Genomic DNA, 21,289 nt, shown 5'->3' with positions numbered 1-21,289 from the left:
GCTTTACCTCCGCGCCGCCACAACGCCATCGAGCGCCGCAAGCAGCCCCACACGATCATAGCGATAGATGCTGTCGTCCGTCCCGCCGGCCGGCACGAGCGCCGTGCGCAGGCGCACCACCGGCACCACGCCCTGCTGCGGTTCGCGTTCGCCGCCGCCGGTATCGACAATCACATCGGGCACGATATCCGCCGGCGCGCGGCCCGTGATGACGCGATAGCCCGCCGCCTCGACCAGCGGCCGCAGGATTTCCATCGTCCACCGATCATCGGCGCTGGTGAGCAGGCAGGTCGGCCGCGCCGTCATGTCGGGCAAGCCGCCCGCGGCATCGGCCAGCAGCCAGTGTGGATCCAGCAGTTCCACCTGCCGCCCTTCCACCATCACCACGCCGGCCACCGGCCCCGGCAAAACGGCCGAATCCGCCAGCGGAGGCAAGGCAACGATGTCGATCACCTCGTCGATCATATAGGCAAGCTGCATCGTTCCGTCGCTGATCCGCAGCACCCGCAGCCGCGTGCGCGTGGCGGGATCGGCGTGCCCAAGCAGCGGCAGCAATTGATCATTATGCGCGATCCGCAGGCGGCCGGCGGTGAAGCGCGCGGCGCTGGCCGCCACTTCCTCGATCCGTTCGACCACCGACAGGCGGATCGCGCGTTCCATCCCGTCCGAATCGCGAAACAACAAGGTCTGAACTAGTGGTGCTGCTTCTTCTTCCACCCTGTCGGCTTCCGGCATCGCCACCTGCTGGTCGGCAACCCCGCTGACATTCGCGATCCCGGCGGGATCGAGCAGCAGCATCGGCCGGCCATTGTCCGGCAACGTGGTGCCGGCGTAGACGCCGGTTGCCATCACCGCCGGCGCGGCAGGCTTCACCACCAGTTCCTCATGATCGTGGACCGCATCCACCGCGAGCGCGTAGAGCGCGCCGCCCGCCGGCCGCAACACCACCAATGTCGGCGACGTGACCGCGCGCACGGTGGCGCGGATCAGTTTGCCAAGCGTTACCACCGGCATCCGCCGGCCGCGGATCGCGGCGATATGAACGCCGCCCACGGCTTCCAGCCGCACGCCATCCCCCGATGCGCGTACGATTTCCTCGATCGCCGAACGCGGGATCGCAAAGGTCTGTCCGCCCGCGCTGACCGTCAGCGCCGGAATGATCGTCAACGTCAGCGGGACGCGCAAGGTGAGCCGCAATCCCTGATGGGGCCGGCTTTCGATATCGACCAGGCCGCCGATCCGTTCGACGTTCGACCGCACCACATCCATGCCCACCCCGCGCCCGGAAATGGAACTGACGGCGTTCGCCGTCGACAGGCCAGGTTCGAACACCAGCGCCAGCTTCTGTGCCCAGGTCAGCATTTCAGCGCGATCGGGCGAAAGGATGCCGGCGGCGATCGCCCTGGCGACCAGCCGGTCGCCATCGATGCCGCGACCATCATCAATCACCTCGATCAAAATCTGGTTGCCCGCCTGCCGGGCCGATACCGCCAGCCGTCCCGCCGCCGATTTGCCCGCCGCACGCCGATCATCCGGCAATTCGATGCCATGATCGATCGCGTTGCGGATGATATGGGTCAGCGGATCGCGGATCATTTCGATCATCTCGCGATCCAGTTCGACGTCGCCGCCGTCCACTTCCAGCGCCACGGTCTTGCCCAGTTCGGCCGAAAGATCGCGCACCATGCGCGGCAGCGCCGAAAATATATGGTCGATGCGTTGCATCCGCGTTCGCGTGATCGCATCCCGCATTTCCGCCACGCACAGTGACAATCGTTCGAACGCCGCCTCGATCGCGCCATCGACCATCGAATCGCGCAGCTTGCGGGCCAGTTCATTGCGCGCCAGCACCATATCCGAAACGCCGCCCATCATCCGGTCAAGCAGATCGATCGGCAGGCGAATGCTGCGCGACATCGCTCGCGCCGGTGCACCGACAACAACCTGCGGCGCGGCGATCGACGGCGGGATCGCCCCCGGCGCCAGCGCCGTGATCAGGCGTTGATCATCCTCGTCGGGCAGGCTTTCGCCCGATTCGATCGCTTCGGTGAGTTCGCCGATCCGGTCGATGATCGCCAGCACCGCATTGACCAGGCCAACGTCGGGCTGGCGTTCGCCGCTGCGCACTTCGGCCAGGGATTCTTCGGCCGCATGGCTCAGTCGTTCAAGCCGCGGGAGATCCAGAAACCCGCAGCTTCCCTTGACCGTGTGGACGAAACGAAAAATCGAATCGAGCCGCCCCCGATCGGCGGGCTCCGCCTCCCAGGCGATGATTTCGCCCGAAATCGCGGCGAGCATTTCGCGCGTTTCGGCCAGGAACTCCTGCAGCAAATCGTCCATTAGGCCCTTCCGTCCGAAATCCGGAAAGGGCGGTCTGGCATGCCATTGGTGAAAAAGCGGTTTACTGTTTGGGTACGGTTGCGCCGAACACCAGCACGCCATCACCCGGTTCGGACACCTGTATCGACCCGCCAGCATCCTTGGCCAGCCGATGCACCAGCCATGCCGCCGCGGCACGCGGGGTCAGCGCTTCCTCGTTCGTCCAGCCAAGCAGGGCATCGCGCAGTTCGGAATCGAGCACGAGGCGCGGGCCTTCCGCACGGATGACGATTTCGCTGCCTTCCGCGCCCACATCCAGCCGTCCGCCGCGCACCAGCGCATCCCCGGCGATCAGCGCCAGATTCAGCAGAATCTTGATCGCGGTCTTGCTGAGCGCCGGTTCAGCCACCATCCAGCCGAGCAGGATCTTGCCATCGCTACCGAACAATCCATCGATCGCCGCGCGCGCCTCACGCGTGTCCACCTGATCGGCAAAACCGCCGGCCGCACCAAAGGCAAGACGAAAGAATTTCAGCTTGTTGGCCGATGCCCGCGCGCTTTCGGCGAGCAATTCCATGCAGCGTGCGCGCATTTCCGGATCGGTTTCGTCCGCCATCAGTTCGATGCCGTTATTCAGCGCGCCGACCGGGCTCAACAGGTCATGACACAGACGGGAACAGAGCAGGCTCGCGAAATCCACAGCATTCGTCATGTAACGGATCGTCCTCGAAAGTGGCCGCTGTTGTGACGGTTGACGGCATCGAAAGCAAGCCGCACCGGCCACATCCGGCCGCTTTCCAGCCACCTTTCAGTCGATGACCACCATCGTCACGCGTTCGAATACCCCGTGCAGCGCCCCCCCGGCACGACCTGAAATGCCGCCGCCTGCCCATCGGCGACGATCAACCATATCCAGCCGGACGCGGCATCGGCGGCCGCTGCATCGTGGGCCGAAGGTTCGGCCACCCCGCCGGGGTGCGAATGATAATGGCCAATCACCCTTGGCCCGCCTTCCCGCTGGCGCCGGTGCGCGGCCAGCAATATGCCCGGATCCAGTTCGAAAAAGCGGGATGGATCGGCATGGACATTGGCCGCCGCCGCCGCCGCCACGCGCCCGGCATCGTCGCGCAGCAGCAGCCCGCAAACCTCGCTTGCCGGGGCGCCCGCCGCGTGGGCGAGAATTTGCGCCATGACTCCGCTTGCAATCACAAGTTCCATCGCCACATCGCTAGGCGATGAACATGGGGGTGTCGACATTGCGGGCCATTGTTCCGGCGGAAGCCGGCGGCTGGCGGCTGGACAAGGCGCTGGCGGCGGCCTTGCCCGAATTTTCGCGCGAACGGCTGAAGGCGCTGATTTCCGACGGCCGGGTGCACCGCGCCGATGGCGCCCCAGCGAACGATCCGTCCGCCAAGGTCGCATCGGGCAGCGCGTTCGACGTCTCCGTCCCGCCGCCTGCCCCGCTGGAAAACGAAGCACAGGATATCCCGCTCGTCATCGCATATGAGGACGAACATCTGATCGTCATCGACAAGCCGGCCGGCCTCGTCGTCCACCCGGCGGCGGGCAATCTCGATGGCACGCTGGTGAACGCGCTGCTCCATCATTGCCAGGGCAGCCTGTCGGGCATCGGCGGCGTCGCCCGGCCAGGCATCGTCCACCGCATCGACAAGGACACGTCCGGCTTGATGGTCGCCGCCAAGACCGATCTGGCGCATGAAGGGCTGGCCCGCCAGTTTGCGGCGCACAGCATCGACCGGCGCTATCGCGCGATCGTCGCCGGCCTGCCCAACCCGACGACGGGCACGATCGACGCGCCGCTCGCCCGATCGACCACCAATCGCAAGAAGATCGCGATCGTCAGCGACGGACGCGGCAAACGCGCGGTAACGCATTATCGGCTGATAGCCGCGCTCAAAGGCGCGTCGGTGGTCGAATGCCGGCTGGAAACCGGGCGCACGCATCAGGTGCGCGTCCATATGGCGTCGCTCGGCCATCCGCTGCTGGGCGATCCCGTTTACGGCCGCACCCGGCCGGAACATCGGGGCATCCTCAGCCGTTTGGATTTTCAGCGGCAGGCGCTTCACGCGGCGCATCTGGGCTTCATACACCCGTATAGTGGCGCGCACCTGGCCTTTGACAGTAATATGCCTCACGACATGCAGCTACTGTTAAGCCAACTGACGTTATGAACGATTTCAAACGGGCACGAACAGATTCGGCCCCTCTAGCGGTCCACGCTGGACCAGGGAGTGAAGTGAAGATCATGGCAAGCGGCAAGAACGTCCCAGCGACGATTCCCGCTCTCGGCGGCGAGGCAGGCCTCAACCGCTATCTCGCCGAGATCCGGAAGTTTCCCCTCCTCGCCCCCGAGGAGGAATATATGCTCGCGAAACGCTATCAGGAGCATGGCGATCCCGAAGCCGCGACGCGGCTGGTGACGTCCCACCTGCGCCTCGTGGCGAAGATTGCGATGGGCTATCGCGGCTACGGCCTGCCGACGGCGGAACTGATTTCCGAAGGCAATATCGGCCTGATGCAGGGCGTGAAGAAGTTCGAACCGGACCGGGGATTCCGCCTCGCCACCTATGCGATGTGGTGGATCCGCGCGTCGATCCAGGAATATATCCTGCGATCGTGGAGCCTGGTGAAAATGGGCACCACCGCGGCACAGAAGAAGCTGTTCTTCAACCTGCGGCGGATGAAATCCAAGCTCGACGCGTTCGAGGACGGCGATCTGAAGCCCGAGGATCTGGCCAAGATCGCGACCGACCTCGGCGTCACCCAGGAAGAGGTGACGAGCATGAACCGCCGCATGGCGATGGGCGGGGATACCTCGCTCAACGTATCGATGCGCGAGGATGGCGACGGGCAATGGCAGGACTGGCTGGTCGATACCGATCCGCTGCAGGATGAACGCATCGCCGACGCCGAGGAACAGAGCGTACGCCACAACATGCTGGTCGAAGCGATGACCGCGCTCAACGATCGCGAAAAGCACATCCTCGCCGAACGCCGCCTGTCGGACGATCCCAAGACGCTTGAGGAACTGAGCCAGGTCTACGGCGTCAGCCGCGAACGCGTCCGCCAGATCGAAGTCCGCGCGTTCGACAAGCTGCAAAAAGCGATGATGCGGATTGCGGGCGAAAAAAGGCTGCTGCCCGCACTGGGCTGAGCCTGCTCCATAACGATCACCGAAGGGCGCGTCCGGGAAACCGGGCGCGCTTTTTCTTTTGTGGTGCTGATGCTGCGCGCAAGGATTATGGCAGGCAATGACCATTTTCGGTCACATTCATAAGCGTTCTAACTCTACAGAAGCTGACATCGCCAAAGCCGATTGATCGAAAGATTTAAAAGAATAAAATATAGAAAACATTGCACTTTTTTGCCATGTATTAGCCGCATATTGGGGGTGTTGCGATGAAATTCAGAAACCTTGCAACAACGGCGGCTGCACTTAGCCTTTTGGCGACACCTGTGACGGCAGCCGTCCTGCAGGAGAAGTTCACGCCGATCGAAGAGGTGTTTTATAACGGTACGGCCGCGTGCGTAGACTTTTTCGCGGGCCTAATCAGCCAAGTAAAGCTGGCCCCAACTCAGCCGGGACCGTTTGATGACCATGGCTTCTATAATTCCGATGCAGCCACTGAAAATCCTGCACGCGTCGCGATGTTGGGTGTGGGGTATCGCCGACATGCCTATCGAGCGGCGGTAGCAGGAAATCAGGGGCAGGTTTATGCAGTTTTGAGCGAAACGCCGCTTCTTTGCCGCGTCGGAGGTTTCGATAGTCAGTCCTACAGAAAGTCATATGCTTATTACTCCACGCCCGCCAATGGCTGGACCCGAATTGAAACGCAGAGCGCCACTCCGGGCGTAGCAATGCAACGGTTCTCCAAATCCCAAGGCGCTATGACGATCTGGATCAATCTGTCATGGACCACCGCTGCCGCTGGACCGAATAGTCTCACCGCCATGGCGAGCGTCTTTGTAGAACGAAGTTCTCCCGTGGCTCCCAATCGCTGAATCCGCCGAACAGCCCGTTCCCGTGAATGGCTGCTATCCCAGACTTGCTGCCTGAGAGCCAATAGTCCGCAAAACCACCCATAGCGGACTCCCCCTCACCGCATGACATTCCAGTCAACCGGCGTGGCGATGCCATTCAAGCGCCGGGAATGGGACACCTGCCACATATGCCATGGCCGCCCGCCGAATGTCGGCTCGGTGCCAAGGCTGCGCAGCCATAACGGCCGGTTGACCCGCGCGCTGACCTGATAGGCCCGGTCGAACTCTGCCGTCAGGTACAGCACCACCGGCTGCCGGTAGCGCGCCTCGATCAGCCGAAGGAATGTCGCCAGCTCCGCATGGAACGCATCGCTGGTCGGTCGCTTGGGGCAGTTGCCGAGAAATTCCAGATCGACGGCGGGCGGCAGCGCGGCAGTATCGACCGGCACCACCGCGATGAAGTTGGCCGCCTGCGCCGCCCCCGTCCGGCACAGCGTGAAATAATGATAGGCCCCGCGTGCAACGCCCGCCTGTTTCGCCCCCGCCCAATTGGCGGCGAACAGCCGGTCGCGATGGTCGCCACCCTCGGTCGCCTTGATGTAAGCGAAATGCACGCCCTGCCTGGGCAGCTTGCGCCAGTCGATTCGTCCCTGATGGTGCGAAACGTCGATACCCTGACGCAGCGCGGGCGACGCGGCACTGGCACTAAAAAGCACCAGCGCCAGCGTTGCTGTCAGACCACGCCGCCGCCTTCCGTCATGCTGAACTCGTTTCAGCATCCATCTCCCCCATCGCGCTGACATCACTTGTCGCACGATGGCCCCTGAAACAAGTTCAGGGTGACGAAGGAAAAGGTTGGAGGCGACAGACGACCATCACCTCCTCAGTCCTTCAGGCCAGCGGTTCCGCGTAGAACTGCTTGAACCATTCACGCCACATCAGGATCGGGCCGTCGCCGTCGCACAGCAAGGGCTGCGGCCGATACTTCTTATTGTCCCAGATCGGCAGATCGACCGATTCGAACCCGGCCGAATCCTCGCCCTCGGCCGCGCCGATCGAGTGCTGGTAGAGATGTTCGCCGATCACCCGTTCCTTGGTGCCTTCAGCATAATTGCGGAAGGTGAAGGCCATGCGGGTGCGCGTCATTTCCTTGTCCAGCGGCAGCGGGGTGGAAAACATCGTCATCGTCACGCCGTCCTTGGTGAACCGCATGATCTGGATGCCCGGGCCGTGATGCACGCCGACGATGAAGCCCGCACCGATATCGGTGTGGAACATATGGCCTTCGGCCTTGCCCGTGCCCGGCGGGATTTCCGGCGATCCGTGGAGGAATTTGAGATGGGCGTAATCGACGCCATTTTCGCCGATTTCCTGGATCATCGTGCCGATGTCCCACATGCCGCGCCGGATCGGCACATAATCCGGATCTTCCAGTTCGGGCACATCGGGCACCGGGAAGGTCGGCTCCAGCCCATCGGGATGATACCAGGCGAAGATCGCGCCATAGCGTTCCTGGATCGGCAGGGTCTTCAGCACCGGCTTCTTGCGCGCGATGCCCGGCATCACCTTGGCGTAGGGAATATTCTTGCACCAGCCTTCTGCGTCGAATTCCCAATGGTGGAACGGGCAGCGGATGTTGTTGCCGACAACCGTGCCGCCATGGCCGAGATGCGCGCCAAGGTGCGGACAGAAGGGATCGGAAATACCGACCTTGCCGTCCTCACCCCGGAACATCACCCATTCGCGATCGAACGCCTTGATGGTGCGGATGTCGCCCACCGCGACATTGGCCGATTCCTCGACCATGAACCAGCCAAAGGGGATCGGGAACGGGCAACGTTCCAGTTCGTCGCCCGTCTGGATCCGTTCGATCGTCGTCATATCGTTCATTCAAACTTCCTCTCTCCGGGGCGCGGCCGCCGTGCCTGTATTCAGGCTTCGATCGGCACCGCGTAAAACTGGCTGAACCATTTGCGCCACATCAGGATCGGGCCGTCACCATCGCACAAAAGCGGCTGGGGGCGGTATTTCTTATTGTCCCAGATCGGCAGATCGACCGATTCGAACCCGGCCGATTCCTCGCCCTCAGCCGCCCCGATCGAATGGTCGAGCAGATGCTGGGCGATAGCCCGTTCCTTGGTCCCTGCGGCATAATCGCGGAAAGTGAACGCCATGCGGGTGTGCGTCATTTCGGTGTCGATCGGCGTCGACATGGCGAACATCGTCATCGTCACGCCATCCTTGCTGAACCGCTGGATCGCGATCCCCGGGCCGTGGCTTTCACCGACGATATAACCCATGCCGATATTGGTATGGAACACATGGCCATCGGGCCGGGCCTCGACGGGCGGGATGATCGGCGCTTTGTGAAGATATTTCAGGTGGGCGTTGTCGACGCCATTTTCGCCAATTTCCTGGATCATCGTGCCGATGTCCCACTGGCCCCGGCGAACCGGGATATATTCGTCGCTTTCCAGTTCGGGCACGTCGGGAATCGGGAAAGTGGGGTCCAGCCCATCGGGATGATACCAGGCGAAGATCGCGCCATAGCGTTCCTGGATCGGCAGGGTCTTCAGCACCGGCTTCTTGCGCGCGATGCCCGGCATCACCTTGGCGTAGGGAATATTCTTGCACCAGCCTTCGGCGTCAAATTCCCAATGGTGGAACGGGCAGCGGATGTTGTTGCCGACAACCGTGCCGCCATGGCCGAGATGCGCGCCAAGGTGCGGGCAGAAGGGATCGGAAAGGCCAGCCTTGCCATCTTCCCCCCGGAACAACACCCATTCGCGATCGAACGCCTTGATGGTGCGGATATCACCCGCCTTCAAATCATCCGACAATTCGACCGCAAACCAGCCGATCGGAATCGGAAACGGGCAACGTTCCAGTTCGTCCCCTGTCTGGATCCGTTCGATCGTGCTGATCTCGTTCATGGCATGCCTCTCCAATAGCGTGTTCCCGCTCTTGCAGGAACAATAATGAATTACGTTCAATTTGTCACGATGAAAGCGCGCAGGCTGACAGATCGGGCAAGGAAGGGACCGCGACGCCCCCTTCGCGCCGCGGTCCCGCCGCCCACCCCCGGAGGCGGACGACGTGTCACCCGATGCCGCGGCCGGCGTGCTACACCCCGGCCCGGCCGCCAAACCATACCCCCTTCCCCGACGGCCGCAACATCAAAATGAATCTAATTCAATTTTAAATATCGACGCATTATGTATTGATAATCGCGAGATAATCACCGGGCCGGCGGGGATCGCGCGGCCGGATCCCCGTATTCTTTCGTCACATTGCGTCGTCAAAAAATCGCCTTGCCACGCAAACGCGCATCATCCATGCTGAAGGCAATTCATTTTGGTGGTCAGGGCGGAACACCGCCGACCAAAACGAGCGGTGGGATCGGCAAGATCCACCGAACATGGGGAGGAGAGCCTTATGAAAAGCCTGACTCACGCATTGTGCCTGTCTGCCAGCCTGATGGCGGTCGCCGCCGGCGCGCCGGCCATGGCGCAGGACACCGGGACGGCCGCCAGCAACGCCGCGGCGTTCGGCGATATCGTCGTCATCGCGCGTCGCCGCGAAGAAGCCGCGCAGGAAGTGCCGCTGGCGATCACCGCGCTGTCGGGCAGCACCCTCGACCAAAAGGGCGTTCAATCGGTCGAACAGCTTCGCGATGTCGCCCCTGGCGTCAATATCGGCGCGCAGAAGCGGGACGAAGCGCAATTCTACATTCGCGGCCAGGGCCCGGGCGTGATCAACGCCGGGCAGCGCAATTTTTCATCGGTCGCCACCTATTTCGCCGAAGTCCCGATCCCGGTCGCGGGGCCGGGCGTATTCTTCGATCTTCAAAGCGTGCAGGTGCTGAAAGGCCCGCAGGGCACGCTTTTCGGCCGCAACACCACTGGCGGCGCGGTGTTGTTCGAACCGAACCGGCCGTCCGACAATTTCGAAGGCATGGTTCGCCTGAATGGCGGCAATTATAACCGGCGCGGGATCGAAGGCGTCGTCAACGTCCCCTTCGGCAATGATCTTGGCGGCATCCGCGTCGCCGGCCAGGTCGAACGGCGCGACGGTTTCACCCGCAACATCACCAGCGGCCAGAAACTCGATGGCCGCGCATTCGAATCGATGCGCGTTTCGGTGCTGCTGCGGCCGACCGACGGCCTCGAAAACCTGCTGATCGCCGATTATTCCAATCGCGACGCCAGCGGCTCATCGGCGGTGCTGCGCAACATCAATCCGAACGCCGCGGTCAGCCCGAACGCGCTTCAGGGCACGGCGCTCGATCCGTTCTTTCCCAATATTCCGCTGGTCCTGGGTCAGGGCGCATCGCGCGTGCCGATCAGCTGCCTGTCCACGACGGGCACGACGCCGGGATGCCCGGCGCTCGATCCCAGCAGCCCCTTCCCTTATGTGTTCACGGTCGCCGGCACGGCGGCGGCAAGCGGCGGTTTCGGTTTCTTCCCCGATGCCACGCTGAACGGCCTGCTCGCCCAGCAACAGCAGCTGGGTGTGCGCAAGGTTGCCTTTCCGGGCCGGAATTATAACCGCGCGCAGAGCTTTGGCATCACCAACAAGACGACGTGGGAAATCACCGACAATCTGACGATCAAGAATATCATCGCGTTCCGGGGCCAGCGCACCGACGAAGGCAATGATTATGACGGCACCCCGCTGCCGCTGATCGCCCAGTTCAACGTCCATACGCAGGACTGGCAGTTCGGGCAGGACCAGTTCACCGAAGAATTCCAGATCCAGGGATCACTCGGCGAACGGCTGCGCTATATCGTCGGCTTCTATCATGAAAAATCCAAGCCGGCGTTCGATCCCGCCATTCCGAGCAACGCCTTCGGATCGCTGAACACCCGCATCGTCACCAATACCGACACCAGCGACGCGCTGTTCGCCCATGCTGAATTTGACCTGACGGACACCATTCAGGTCAGCGGCGGCTATCGCCATACCTGGGACAAGCGCAAGGCATCACTGGCGCAGGTGAACACGGGAACGGGCGCATGCGTGCTCGTCAATCCGCAGACCGGCCTGCTGCAGTGCCCGATCAACTATAGCGCCAAATTCCGCGCTTCCACCTATGACGGCACGATCCAGTGGAAACCGATGGACGGCGTGCTGGTCTATGCGGCCTATCGCCGGGGCTTCAAATCCGGTGGCTTCAATCTTCCGGCCCCAACGCCGGAACTGCAAAGCTTCAACCCGGAAACGGTGGATGATTTCGAAGTCGGCATCAAGGCCGATTGGGATATCGGCATTCCGCTGCGCACCAACCTGTCGCTGTTCTACGACAAGTTCAAGGACGTGCAGGTCACCGTTCCAATCGCAATCGCCACCACCGGCATCGCTTCGGTCGCGCAGAATCTGGGCAAGCAGACCAACAAGGGCTTCGAATTCGAAACCTCGATCGTTCCGGTCGAAGGCTTCACCCTGTCGGGCTTCGTGTCCTATCTTGATGCGACCAGCGATATCACCTTGCCGGGCACGCCCGCGATCAAGGGTCGGCAGGCCGTCTACCAGCCCAAGTGGAAGTACAGCATCACGGGCCGTTACGCTTATCCCCTGAACGACGGCGGCGAGATCGCCCTGCAAGCGGACTATAGCCGCCAGAGCAAGACCAACTCGCCCGATTATCTCGCACCGGCACCGTTCAATACCTTCCCGGGATACGGCATTTTCAATGCCCGGCTTGAATGGAACAAGATCGGCGGCGGCAATATCGACGCTGCAGCCTTCATGTCGAACATCGGCAACAAGAAATATATCACCGGCGGCTACCCGCTCTATACCCAGATCGGATTTGAATCGGTGGTCTATGGCGAACCGCGGATGTACGGCGCGTCGCTCACCTATCGTTGGGGGAACTGATCGGCCCGTGACGTCCGTTCAAACACTGCACCTCGAAGCCCCCGTGCCATATGGCGCGGGGGTTCTTTCTTTGGCCGCCGACCTGCACATGCCGGCGGCACCGCCGCGATCCCTGTTATGGTGCGTGCCCGGTGGTGGCGCCAATCGCAGCTATTTCGATCTCGCGCGCGGTGAAACGGGCCACAGCTTTGCCCGCCGGATGGTGGCCGCCGGCCACGCCGTGATCATGGTCGACAATCCCGGCATCGGCGATAGCAGCGTGCCCCCCGAACCCGACCGGTTCAGCCCGCGCGACGCGGGGGACAGCCACCACCACGCGCTTGTCGCATTGCGCCGGCTGCATCCCGCACTGGCCGATGTCCGAACCATCGCCATCGGCCATTCGATGGGCGGCATGCTCGTCACGCTCCAGCACGCCCGCAACCGCAGCTTTTCAGCCATCGCCCTACTCGGATCGAGCGCCAGTGGACTCGATTGGGCGCTGACCGATGAAGAACGCATCTTCATCGGCGATCCGGACGGACTGGCAGCCGCCCTTCCCCGGCTTGTCGCCGCCCGCTTCGGCGGGCCGTTCGTGCGCTTCCGTGCGCCCGACAAGGAACTGGCCCGGCAGATATTCGGCGGTGGCGATCCGGCCGTTGCGGCCGCCCTGCGGGCAACCGGCGATCGCATGTTCGGCGCCGGCGGCGTCATGTCGATGGTGCCCGGCAGTTTCGCAGCCGAAGCCGCCGCGATCGACGTGCCGATCTTCTTCGCCTTTGGCGATCGCGATATCGGCGTGCCGGCAGGCGAGGTTCCGGCGGCATATCCAGCCAGCCGCGACATCACGATTTATGATCTTCCCGAAACCGGACACAATCATTTTGGCTTTTCGAGCGTCGCGCGTCTCTGTACGCGGCTGGATGATTGGATACGCGCGATCGGAGTATGACGCATGAGCAGGCAGTTTGAAGGCCGCACCGTTTTCATCACCGGCGCCGGTGGCGGTATTGGACGCGCAGCCGCCCTCGCGTTTGCACAGGAAGGCGCCAAGGTCGCCGCGACCGATTATAATGGCGAATGGGCAGAAGAAACCGCCCGTCTCATCACCGAAGCCGGTGGCGAAGCCTATGGCGCCCGGCTGGACGTTACCGATCGCGCGGCCGTCGATGCCGCGGTCGATGCCGTGGTCGAACGTTGGGGGCGACTCGACTGCGCCTTCAACAATGCCGGCGTCACGCGCGAAGACACGCGGTCGCCATGGGGTGATCCGGAGGCTTATGCCGCCACCTTCGCCGTCAATTGCGATGGCGTGATGTATTGCATTGCCGCCGAAGCCCGGCACATGGCCAAGGCCAAGCGCGGCGCCATCGTCAACACGTCGTCGATCGCGGGCATGTCGGGTTCGGGCGGTGCTGCCTATTGCGGCAGCAAGCATGCGGTGATCGGCTTCACGCAATCGGCGGCGCTGCGTTTTGCCAGCGATAATGTGCGCGTCAACGCCGTGTGCCCGGGGGCCATCACCACGCCGATGACCGATGCCGTGAACCAGGATCCGCGCGCAGCCGCGTTCGTGGCGCAGATGCACCCGCTGGGCCGCATGGGCGAAGCACGCGAAGTCGCGGATGCGGTGCTGTTCCTCTGTTCCGACAAGGCCAGTTTCATCACCGGCCACCCGCTTGCCGTCGATGGCGGTTTTCTGGCCCGGTGATCCGGCCTGACGCCCGTCAACCGGCATTGACAGCCGTTTGCAAAGTCTGTCAGCTTCGCGGTTTAATCGGCGCTGGTGCATATGCCACCGCGAAGATCTGGGGGTTCGGGCGTGGTTAGGGAAACAACCGCACGCAATGGCGGCCGCGGGCGCGGGCACGATGCCGCCGGCTATGAACTCGACGAAATAGACGAACGCATCATCGCAGCGTTGCGGCATAGCGGGCGGATCGCCAATCGCGATCTGGCCCGCATCGTCGATGTCAACGAAGCGACGGTGCGCACCCGCCTGCGCCGGCTGGAAGACACCAGTTCCGTTCGGGTGGTCGCGATGCGCGATCTTTCCGCGATGGGCTATGAATGCCTGTCGGCTGTCGGCATTCAGGTGAAAGGCCGGTCGGCCGCCGACGTCGGCCGTGATCTGGCCGAACTCGAAGAAGTCGTCACCGTCAATGTCGCGATCGGCACGCATGATCTGGAAGTGCAGGTCGTCGCGCATGACCTCGCCGATCTCGACCGGCTATTGACGCATGTCATCGCCCATATTCCGGGCGTCGAAAAAATGGTTCCGGGGCTAGCGCTCAAGGTACTGAAATATACTCCTGATTGGGCACCTCTATGAGCAGTGGCGTTGCGCTGGATGAAATCGACCACAAGATCATCGAGCGGCTGGGCATCGACGCCCGCGTCTCGAACCGCGAAATAGGCCGTGAACTGGGGCTGACCGAAGGCACCATCCGATCCCGCCTCAAGCGGCTTTTCGACAGCAAGGTGATCCGCGTCGCCGCGATCACCAACACCAGCCGGCTGCGCAATCCGATTCTCGCTTATCTGTGGATCGAGGCCAACACCGCCGGCGATATCGAGGATATGGCCAAGGCGCTCGCGAAAGTTCCTGAAATCGGCTTTGTTGCAACAATGCTCGGCCGGGCCGACGTGCTGGCGATGACGCTGGTTGAAAACGGCAATGAACTGACCGACTTCCTGCACCAGACGATCGACAAGATTCCGGGCGTGCGGCGGGTGCGATACAGCCTCGGCCAGAATTTCATCAAACATGATTTCCGCTGGTGCGCCCTGGTCGACTGACCGGGGTTGCGCGATCGGGCCATGTTGGGCAACGAGGCCGCGGCGTCGGCCTTGGGGGCGGCATGATGTCCACCGGCGCGACCATTCCGGGCCGCGCCGGGACATGATTTCGTGCCCGCCGGCCATTCCACATGCCGACGGCATCTGGAAGGACGGCAGGAATGTCCGAAAATCGGATTCAAGCGGACCATTTGCGCGCAAAGGTGATGGATGCGGAATCAGCCGCAGCGCTGATCACGTCCGGCAGCAGTGTCGGGATGAGCGGCTTCACCGGATCGGGCTATCCCAAGGCGGTGCCTCTGGCGCTGGCCGCGCGGATGGAGCGCGAGCACGCGGCGGGCAACCCGTTTCGCGTCAAGGTGTGGACCGGCGCATCGACCGGGCCGGAACTGGATGGCGCGCTGGCCCGCGCCGATGGTGTCGAGTTCCGCCTGCCCTACAATTCCGATCCGATCGCCCGTGAAAAGATCAATCGCGGCGAGATGGAATATTTCGACATGCATCTCAGCCAGGTCGCGCCGATGGCATGGCAGGGTTTTCTCGGACCGCTCGATACCGCGGTGATCGAGGTGACGGGAATCCGACCCGATGGCTCGCTCATCCCATCCTCGTCGATCGGCAATAACAAAACCTGGCTCGATCGTGCCGGCCAAATCATCCTTGAGGTCAATCGCTGGCAGAACCCCGCGCTCGAAGGGATGCACGACATTTATTACGGCACCGCGCTGCCGCCCGCCCGCGTGCCGATTCCGCTGGTCCGATCGGACGATCGCATCGGCGAGGCCTATTTTCACTGCGATCCGGACAAGATCGTCGCCATCGTCGAAACCGACGTGCCCGATCGCAATGCCCCCTTCACCCCACCCGACGATACCGCGCGCGCCATTGCCGGCCACCTGCTGGAATTTCTGAAGCATGAAGTGAAGATGGGGCGATTGCCCGAACATCTGCTGCCGCTGCAATCAGGCGTCGGCAACATCGCCAATGCGGTGCTGACCGGCCTGATCGACGGGCCGTTCGAAAATCTGACCGCCTTCACCGAAGTCATTCAGGACGGGATGCTCGATCTGCTCGATAGCGGCCGTCTGCGCTTTGCATCGGGCACCGCCTTCTCGCTCAGCCCCGAGGCCGCCGCCTCGCTCAACGCGCGGATGGACCAGTTTCGCAACCGCCTGCTGCTGCGCCCACAGGAAATCAGCAACCATCCGGAACTGATCCGCCGTCTGGGCTGCATCGCGATGAACGGGATGATCGAGGCCGACATCTACGGCAACGTCAACTCCACCCATATCATGGGTTCGCGGATCCAGAACGGCATCGGCGGATCGGGCGATTTCGCGCGCAACGCTTTCCTGTCGATCTTCCTGACCCCGTCAATCGCCAAGGGGGGCAAGATTTCGGCGATCGTGCCGCACGCATCGCATGTCGATCATATCAACCAGGATGTCGCGGTGATCGTGACGGAACAGGGCCTCGCCGATCTGCGCGGCCTTTCGCCCAAGCAACGCGCGGCGGTGATCATCGAAAATTGCGCGCACCCCACCTATCGCCCCGCGCTCGCCGATTATTATCGCCGGGCACGCGCGGGATCCTATGGCCAGCAGACACCGACGCTGCTGCCGGAGGCGCTGTCCTGGCACCAGCGGTTCGTGGAAACGGGGTCGATGCTGGGCTGATCCGCGGCCGGGCGCCTGTCAGCCCAGACAGGCGCCTGGTTCCTCCACATCACCTTCCACCACGGGCAAGGTGAACGCGAAGGTGGCACCCGGGCGATCGGCATTGCCATAGCCGCTGATCGTGCCCCCATGCGCCTCGACGATCGACCGGCTGATCGACAGGCCCATGCCCATGCCGGTCGGCTTGGTGCTGCTGAACGCGGTGAACAATTGATCGGCGACGGCCGGATCGATTCCCGGCCCGCTATCTTCCACCTCGATCCGCACCAGCCCCGGTTCCTGCCGCTTTGTCCTGATGGTCAGCGCGCGGCGTTCCTCGGGCAGTTGCGCCATCGCCTGGACCGCATTGACGATCAGGTTCACCGCAACCTGCTGGATCTGGATGCGATCGGCGCGCACGCGCGGCACCGCTTCGACCTGGTTGATGTTCAGATCGACGCCGCGCACCTGCATGTCGTGGCTGACAAGCTGCACCGCTTCACGCACCGCTTCGCATGGGTGGAACAAGGTGGGTTTGGGCGCGGTCTTCGTCGCCATCCCGCGAATGCGGCCGATGATGGCGGACGCGCGATGGCTGTCGGCGATCATGCGTTCGATCGCGCTGGCGGCTTCGGCCATGTCCGGTTCGGGCCGGCCGAGCCAGCGTTTGGCCGCCTCGCCGAAATTGACGATCGCGGCAAGCGGCTGGTTCACCTCATGCGCGATCGACGCCGCCAGTTCGCCCAGCGTGGCGATCCGCGCGGCGTGGGCCAGTTCATCCTGCACGCGCTGCACTTCTTCCTGCGCGCGGATTCGGCCGCTGATGTCGATCACGCCGACCAGCACATTGCCCTTGCCCATCCATTCCGGCGGAAAGCTCCAGGTGAACATCACGTCGATTTCGCGCCCGTCCACCGTCAGCATCTTCGTTTCAGCGTGGAAATTCGGCTCGCCGCTTACCGCCGCAATCCCGCTGGCCGCGAACACGGCTTCGCTGGCGCGCGGCCAGAAACGTTCCATCGTATCGCCCAGTTCGGCGCGCGACGCCGCACCGAACAGACGCAGCGTCTTGTTATTGACGTCGATGATCCGCGTCGCGGCCATCGCCCGGCGCACGGCATCGGGATCGGATGCGAAGAATGCGGCCAAATCCGGTTCTGCCGGATGGCACCATTGCGCCACCATATCCCGCACGCCCGAAAAATCGAGTTCCCAGAACGACACCGCCATCGCCTGAAACATGTTGCGATAGCGATATTCGCTGCGCCGCAATTCTTCCGCCGCAACCGTCCGCACCGTCATGTCGCGCGCGGTTTCGACAATCATGGTCGGCGCGCCGTCCCTGTCCCGCTGCGCCGCCATCCGCGCCGAAAGGACGATTTCGCTGCCATCACGCGCGGTGCGGGTGATCACGCCCTGCCAGTGCCCGGTTTCAGCCAGCGCTGCCGCAATGGCGTCTTCCGGCTCGTCGAAGCGTGATTGCAGCTTTGCATAGCCATCCGGCCCGGCCAGTTCATCGGCATTCCAGCCGTGCAGTCTGGCCGCACCGGCATTCCAGTAGATCACCGCCCCGGCGGCATCGCGCGCGAAAATGGTATCGTCGGACAGATCGAGCAAAGCGGCCAGATCGGAGGAAGCGGCAAGGGCAGGAATGGTCGCGACGGTGGCCACGGTGATGGACCTCCTCGAATAAGCAGATTGACCCCGATTTTCTCAAACCCGGACGGCGACGTCCAGCGGCATTCCATACGCCGGATCACACCTTCGTATCCCCCGGCCATATCAATGCAGGTCCCGGCTGAACGCCCGTGTGATTCAATCCGGCTGCGATCGGGTGCAGAAAAGCACGATCCACCCGGCAGGAAAACGACGATGGCGTTTCTGGATTTCAATGCGGCACAAGGCCCCCCTCTCCAGTTGTTCGCCAGCCGCCCCACGCCTGTCCTGCGCGTCTGGCGGCGCCCGCGTCCCGCCGCGAAACCCGTATCGGCCCGGCATCGCGCCAACCTTGCATTTGCCACGCTCGCGTCCGCCATTGCTGCGCCTTCGGCATATGCTGGCGACTATTTCGACGACCCTCTCTTGGGCCTGTTGGCCGCCGTCCTTCTTTATGCGACCAGCGCACCAATCGCCGCATGGCTGGTAGGCGGCGATCGCGCGGCAGTCCGTGTCGATCATACGAAGATATGATGCGACACAGCCCTAGGCAGGATGGAAAGCCGACGCGGCAATGCCCATATGCCAGTTCAGACGGAACACCCCCTACCGTCTGAGCAATCGCCCCCTCCCCCCCCTTGGGGCGGTTCATCGAGCGGGCCGGTTCCCTTGCCGGCCCGCTCTTCTTTTTCGCATCCCGCAATAAATTTCTATCATATGAATAGATAAAAGACGGATTGCCGGGCACCGTTTTTTCGGCCTAGACGAACGGCATCATGGAGCAGACGCGCCACCCTTTCCGAATTGCCGACTTCCGGGCTTTCTGGCTGGCGCGGCTGACCGCGACGATCGCCCAGAACAGCATGGTCGTGGTGATCGGCTGGCAGGTCTACGATATTGCGCGCCGTACCATGGCCCCGCGCGAAGCCGCCTTCCAGCTCGGCCTGATCGGCGTGTTCCAGTTCGTTCCGCTGCTCGCCCTGACGCTGATCGTCGGCTGGACCGCGGACCGGATCGATCGACGCTGGATCGCGCGGGCCGCCATCCTGCTCGAAACGGGGTGCGCCGCCGCACTCGGCTGGCTGGCATGGCAGGATGCGACCACCCTGCCCCATCTTTTCACCGTCGCGGCCTTGCTCGGCGTTGCCCGCGCCTTCGCCAGCCCGGCGTTGAGCGCGCTCGCCCCCAATCTGGTGCCGGCCGCCGTCCTTCCCAATGCGATCGCGCTCAGTTCGATCGCCTGGCAAACCGGCGCGATCCTTGGCCCGGCGACCGGCGGCTATCTTTATGCGCATAGCCACTGGCTGCCTTATGCGGGTTCGGGCGGGCTGTTCGCCATCGCCCTGATCGCCCTGATGCTGATCCGCCCGGTGCCACGTTCGACACTGGATACCACCGCCAATCCATGGGCGCAGATGGTGGACGGTTTGCGTTACGTCCGCCAGAATCGTCTGGTCCTTGGGGCGATCTCGCTCGATCTGTTCGCCGTGTTGCTGGGCGGGGCCACCGCGATGCTGCCCATCTTCGCCCGCGATGTCCTGGCCGTCGGCCCCGAAGGTCTCGGACATCTCCGCGCCGCACCCGCCGTCGGGGCCGCCGCCGTCGCCTTGTGGTTCGCCTTCCGCCCGCTCAAAAACCATGTCGGGGTGAAGATGCTGATCGCGGTCGCCGTGTTCGGCGCGGCCACCATCGCCTTCGGTTTTTCGCGCTGGCTGCCGCTGTCGCTCGGCTGCTTGGCGCTGTTGGGGGCCGCCGACATGTTTTCGGTCTATGTCCGTCAATCGCTGATCCAGCTTTACACACCCGATGCGATGCGCGGACGGGTCGGCGCGGTATCCACCCTCTTCATTTCCGGATCGAACGAGCTTGGCGAAGCCGAATCCGGTTTCCTGGCCGCACTGATCGGTCCCGTCGCGGCGGTTGTCGCAGGGGGTGTCGGTGCGGTCGCCATCACATTATTATGGGCGCGCTGGTTCCCGGAGATTGCGCGTGCACGCACCTTCGCGCCGCCCAAGACGCTTGAAAACATACCCGTGCAGGAGAAAGCAAGATGACCAAGGCGGCCAATATCCTGGAAACGATCGGCGGCACCCCGCACGTGCGCGTCAGCCGGCTGTTCCCCAATGCCGAAGTGTGGATCAAATCCGAACGCTCGAACCCCGGCGGATCGATCAAGGATCGCATCGCCCTTGCGATGATCGAGGATGCCGAACGTTCGGGCAAGCTGAAGCCCGGCGGCACGATCATCGAACCGACCAGCGGCAACACCGGCATCGGCCTTGCCCTTGTCGCGGCGGTCAAGGGATACAAGCTGATCCTCGTCATGCCCGAATCCATGTCGCTCGAACGCCGCCGGCTGATGCTGGCTTATGGCGCGTCGTTCGATCTCACCCCGCGTGAAAAGGGCATGAAGGGCGCGATCGAACGCGCGCTCGAACTGGTCGCCTCCACCCCCAATTCGTGGCTGCCACAGCAGTTCGAAAATCCGTCGAACGTCGACGTCCACGTCCGCACGACGGCCGAGGAAATCTACGCCGATTTTGCCGACACACCGATCGACGTGCTGATTTCCGGCGTCGGCACGGGGGGCCACATCACTGGCTGCGCACAGGTGCTCAAGGCAAAATGGCCGAACCTCAAGGTATTCGCGGTCGAACCTACCCTGTCTCCGGTCATTTCCGGCGGCCAGCCCGGCCCGCACGCCATTCAGGGTATCGGCGCGGGGTTCATCCCTGCCAACCTTCACACCCAGCTGCTTGATGGCGTGATCCAGGTCGATCCCGCCGATGCCAAGGACTATGCCCGCCGCGCCGCGCGCGAGGAAGGGATGCTTGTCGGCATCTCATCGGGCGCCACGCTGTCCGCCATCGCGCACAAGCTGAAAGAGGTGCCCGCCGGCAGTCGCGTTCTCGGCTTCAACTATGATACCGGCGAACGCTATCTCTCGGTGCCGGATTTCCTGCCGGAATGATGGTTCGGCCCCCTCTCCGCCCGTGGGA

19 protein-coding genes are annotated in these 21,289 nt (G+C 63.2%); 12 read left to right on the top strand and 7 right to left on the bottom strand.

Going from position 1 to position 21,289, the window contains the following annotated elements:
* Positions 1-3: 3 nt before the first annotated feature.
* The 3 genes from KC8_RS01480 to KC8_RS01470 all read right to left on the bottom strand — a co-directional run bounded on the left by KC8_RS01480 (position 4) and on the right by KC8_RS01470 (position 3,537).
* Positions 4-2,340, bottom strand: coding sequence for a chemotaxis protein CheA (locus tag KC8_RS01480; protein ID WP_010123392.1), 2,337 nt, complete (start codon positions 2,338-2,340; stop codon positions 4-6).
* Positions 2,341-2,401: 61 nt separating this feature from the next.
* Positions 2,402-3,031, bottom strand: coding sequence for a histidine phosphotransferase family protein (locus KC8_RS01475; RefSeq protein ID WP_010123393.1), 630 nt, complete (start codon positions 3,029-3,031; stop codon positions 2,402-2,404).
* Positions 3,032-3,147: 116 nt separating this feature from the next.
* Positions 3,148-3,537, bottom strand: coding sequence for a Mov34/MPN/PAD-1 family protein (locus tag KC8_RS01470; protein ID WP_010123394.1), 390 nt, complete (start codon positions 3,535-3,537; stop codon positions 3,148-3,150).
* A 17-nt stretch (positions 3,538-3,554) separates the two neighbouring features.
* Between KC8_RS01470 and KC8_RS01465 the strand changes: the two genes are divergently transcribed.
* The 3 genes from KC8_RS01465 to KC8_RS19725 all read left to right on the top strand — a co-directional run bounded on the left by KC8_RS01465 (position 3,555) and on the right by KC8_RS19725 (position 6,342).
* Positions 3,555-4,511 (top strand): RluA family pseudouridine synthase, encoded by a 957-nt coding sequence (locus KC8_RS01465; RefSeq protein ID WP_010123395.1) that lies wholly within the window; start codon positions 3,555-3,557, stop codon positions 4,509-4,511.
* 74 nt (positions 4,512-4,585) lie between these two features.
* Positions 4,586-5,494 carry an RNA polymerase sigma factor RpoH gene (rpoH, locus tag KC8_RS01460; RefSeq protein WP_010123397.1) on the top strand — a complete coding sequence of 303 codons (909 nt, stop codon included), beginning with the start codon at positions 4,586-4,588 and terminating at the stop codon, positions 5,492-5,494.
* Positions 5,495-5,739: 245 nt separating this feature from the next.
* Complete coding sequence (locus KC8_RS19725) at positions 5,740-6,342, top strand: hypothetical protein (RefSeq protein ID WP_138956579.1); 603 nt, start codon at positions 5,740-5,742, stop codon at positions 6,340-6,342.
* A 95-nt stretch (positions 6,343-6,437) separates the two neighbouring features.
* On the opposite strand, the gene KC8_RS01455 is transcribed toward KC8_RS19725, so the two are convergent.
* From KC8_RS01455 to KC8_RS01445, 3 genes are all read right to left on the bottom strand, one after another.
* On the bottom strand, positions 6,438-7,100 hold the full coding sequence (locus KC8_RS01455; protein WP_010123399.1) for a GH25 family lysozyme: 663 nt from the start codon (positions 7,098-7,100) through the stop codon (positions 6,438-6,440).
* 112 nt (positions 7,101-7,212) lie between these two features.
* Positions 7,213-8,211, bottom strand: coding sequence for an aromatic ring-hydroxylating oxygenase subunit alpha (locus KC8_RS01450; protein ID WP_010123401.1), 999 nt, complete (start codon positions 8,209-8,211; stop codon positions 7,213-7,215).
* A gap of 41 nt (positions 8,212-8,252) precedes the next feature.
* Positions 8,253-9,254: a Rieske 2Fe-2S domain-containing protein gene (locus KC8_RS01445; protein ID WP_010123403.1), complete on the bottom strand. Its 1,002-nt coding sequence runs from the start codon at positions 9,252-9,254 to the stop codon at positions 8,253-8,255.
* Positions 9,255-9,756: 502 nt separating this feature from the next.
* Here KC8_RS01445 and KC8_RS01440 point away from each other — a divergent pair.
* The 6 genes from KC8_RS01440 to KC8_RS01415 all read left to right on the top strand — a co-directional run bounded on the left by KC8_RS01440 (position 9,757) and on the right by KC8_RS01415 (position 16,655).
* Positions 9,757-12,201, top strand: coding sequence for a TonB-dependent receptor (locus KC8_RS01440; RefSeq protein WP_232455597.1), 2,445 nt, complete (start codon positions 9,757-9,759; stop codon positions 12,199-12,201).
* Between the two features lie 7 nt (positions 12,202-12,208).
* The gene (locus KC8_RS01435; RefSeq protein ID WP_157663892.1) at positions 12,209-13,132 is read left to right on the top strand and encodes an alpha/beta hydrolase; all 924 of its coding nucleotides are present in this window, start codon (positions 12,209-12,211) and stop codon (positions 13,130-13,132) included.
* A gap of 3 nt (positions 13,133-13,135) precedes the next feature.
* Positions 13,136-13,891: an SDR family NAD(P)-dependent oxidoreductase gene (locus tag KC8_RS01430; protein WP_010123406.1), complete on the top strand. Its 756-nt coding sequence runs from the start codon at positions 13,136-13,138 to the stop codon at positions 13,889-13,891.
* A 111-nt stretch (positions 13,892-14,002) separates the two neighbouring features.
* The gene (locus KC8_RS01425) at positions 14,003-14,512 is read left to right on the top strand and encodes an Lrp/AsnC family transcriptional regulator (protein ID WP_010123407.1); all 510 of its coding nucleotides are present in this window, start codon (positions 14,003-14,005) and stop codon (positions 14,510-14,512) included.
* Positions 14,509-14,979 carry an Lrp/AsnC family transcriptional regulator gene (locus tag KC8_RS01420; protein ID WP_010123408.1) on the top strand — a complete coding sequence of 157 codons (471 nt, stop codon included), beginning with the start codon at positions 14,509-14,511 and terminating at the stop codon, positions 14,977-14,979. The genes KC8_RS01425 and KC8_RS01420 overlap by 4 nt, the downstream gene beginning before the upstream one ends.
* 161 nt (positions 14,980-15,140) lie before the next feature.
* A complete protein-coding gene (locus KC8_RS01415) occupies positions 15,141-16,655 on the top strand; it encodes an acetyl-CoA hydrolase/transferase family protein (protein WP_010123410.1) in 1,515 nt (504 codons plus the stop codon).
* Positions 16,656-16,673: 18 nt separating this feature from the next.
* Here KC8_RS01415 and KC8_RS01410 read toward each other — a convergent pair whose 3' ends face one another.
* Complete coding sequence (locus KC8_RS01410) at positions 16,674-18,305, bottom strand: sensor histidine kinase (protein ID WP_010123412.1); 1,632 nt, start codon at positions 18,303-18,305, stop codon at positions 16,674-16,676.
* A 201-nt stretch (positions 18,306-18,506) separates the two neighbouring features.
* On the opposite strand from KC8_RS01410, the gene KC8_RS01405 reads away from it, so the two are divergent.
* From KC8_RS01405 to cysK, 3 genes are all read left to right on the top strand, one after another.
* Entirely contained in the window at positions 18,507-18,824 is a 318-nt protein-coding gene (locus KC8_RS01405) for a hypothetical protein (protein ID WP_010123413.1), read from the top strand.
* A gap of 242 nt (positions 18,825-19,066) precedes the next feature.
* A complete protein-coding gene (locus KC8_RS01400) occupies positions 19,067-20,344 on the top strand; it encodes an MFS transporter (protein ID WP_010123414.1) in 1,278 nt (425 codons plus the stop codon).
* The gene (gene cysK, locus KC8_RS01395; RefSeq protein WP_010123415.1) at positions 20,341-21,261 is read left to right on the top strand and encodes a cysteine synthase A; all 921 of its coding nucleotides are present in this window, start codon (positions 20,341-20,343) and stop codon (positions 21,259-21,261) included. Before KC8_RS01400 ends, cysK begins: the two co-directional genes overlap by 4 nt.
* Positions 21,262-21,289 lie beyond the last annotated feature (28 nt).

The organism is Sphingomonas sp. KC8 (assembly GCF_002151445.1).
GTDB lineage: Bacteria > Pseudomonadota > Alphaproteobacteria > Sphingomonadales > Sphingomonadaceae > Sphingomonas_E.
The sequence above is the reverse complement of the archived record's forward strand: the minus strand, read 5'-3'. Positions and strand labels throughout refer to the sequence as shown.

Coding starts and splice junctions, on each gene's coding strand:
- KC8_RS01480 (WP_010123392.1), bottom strand. CDS start 2,340: ATGGACGATTTGCTGCAGGAGTTCCTGGCCGAAACGCGCGAAATGCTC.
- KC8_RS01475 (WP_010123393.1), bottom strand. CDS start 3,031: ATGACGAATGCTGTGGATTTCGCGAGCCTGCTCTGTTCCCGTCTGTGT.
- KC8_RS01470 (WP_010123394.1), bottom strand. CDS start 3,537: ATGGAACTTGTGATTGCAAGCGGAGTCATGGCGCAAATTCTCGCCCAC.
- KC8_RS01465 (WP_010123395.1), top strand. CDS start 3,555: ATGAACATGGGGGTGTCGACATTGCGGGCCATTGTTCCGGCGGAAGCC.
- rpoH (WP_010123397.1), top strand. CDS start 4,586: ATGGCAAGCGGCAAGAACGTCCCAGCGACGATTCCCGCTCTCGGCGGC.
- KC8_RS19725 (WP_138956579.1), top strand. CDS start 5,740: ATGAAATTCAGAAACCTTGCAACAACGGCGGCTGCACTTAGCCTTTTG.
- KC8_RS01455 (WP_010123399.1), bottom strand. CDS start 7,100: ATGCTGAAACGAGTTCAGCATGACGGAAGGCGGCGGCGTGGTCTGACA.
- KC8_RS01450 (WP_010123401.1), bottom strand. CDS start 8,211: ATGAACGATATGACGACGATCGAACGGATCCAGACGGGCGACGAACTG.
- KC8_RS01445 (WP_010123403.1), bottom strand. CDS start 9,254: ATGAACGAGATCAGCACGATCGAACGGATCCAGACAGGGGACGAACTG.
- KC8_RS01440 (WP_232455597.1), top strand. CDS start 9,757: ATGAAAAGCCTGACTCACGCATTGTGCCTGTCTGCCAGCCTGATGGCG.
- KC8_RS01430 (WP_010123406.1), top strand. CDS start 13,136: ATGAGCAGGCAGTTTGAAGGCCGCACCGTTTTCATCACCGGCGCCGGT.
- KC8_RS01420 (WP_010123408.1), top strand. CDS start 14,509: ATGAGCAGTGGCGTTGCGCTGGATGAAATCGACCACAAGATCATCGAG.
- KC8_RS01415 (WP_010123410.1), top strand. CDS start 15,141: ATGTCCGAAAATCGGATTCAAGCGGACCATTTGCGCGCAAAGGTGATG.
- KC8_RS01405 (WP_010123413.1), top strand. CDS start 18,507: ATGGCGTTTCTGGATTTCAATGCGGCACAAGGCCCCCCTCTCCAGTTG.
- KC8_RS01400 (WP_010123414.1), top strand. CDS start 19,067: ATGGAGCAGACGCGCCACCCTTTCCGAATTGCCGACTTCCGGGCTTTC.
- cysK (WP_010123415.1), top strand. CDS start 20,341: ATGACCAAGGCGGCCAATATCCTGGAAACGATCGGCGGCACCCCGCAC.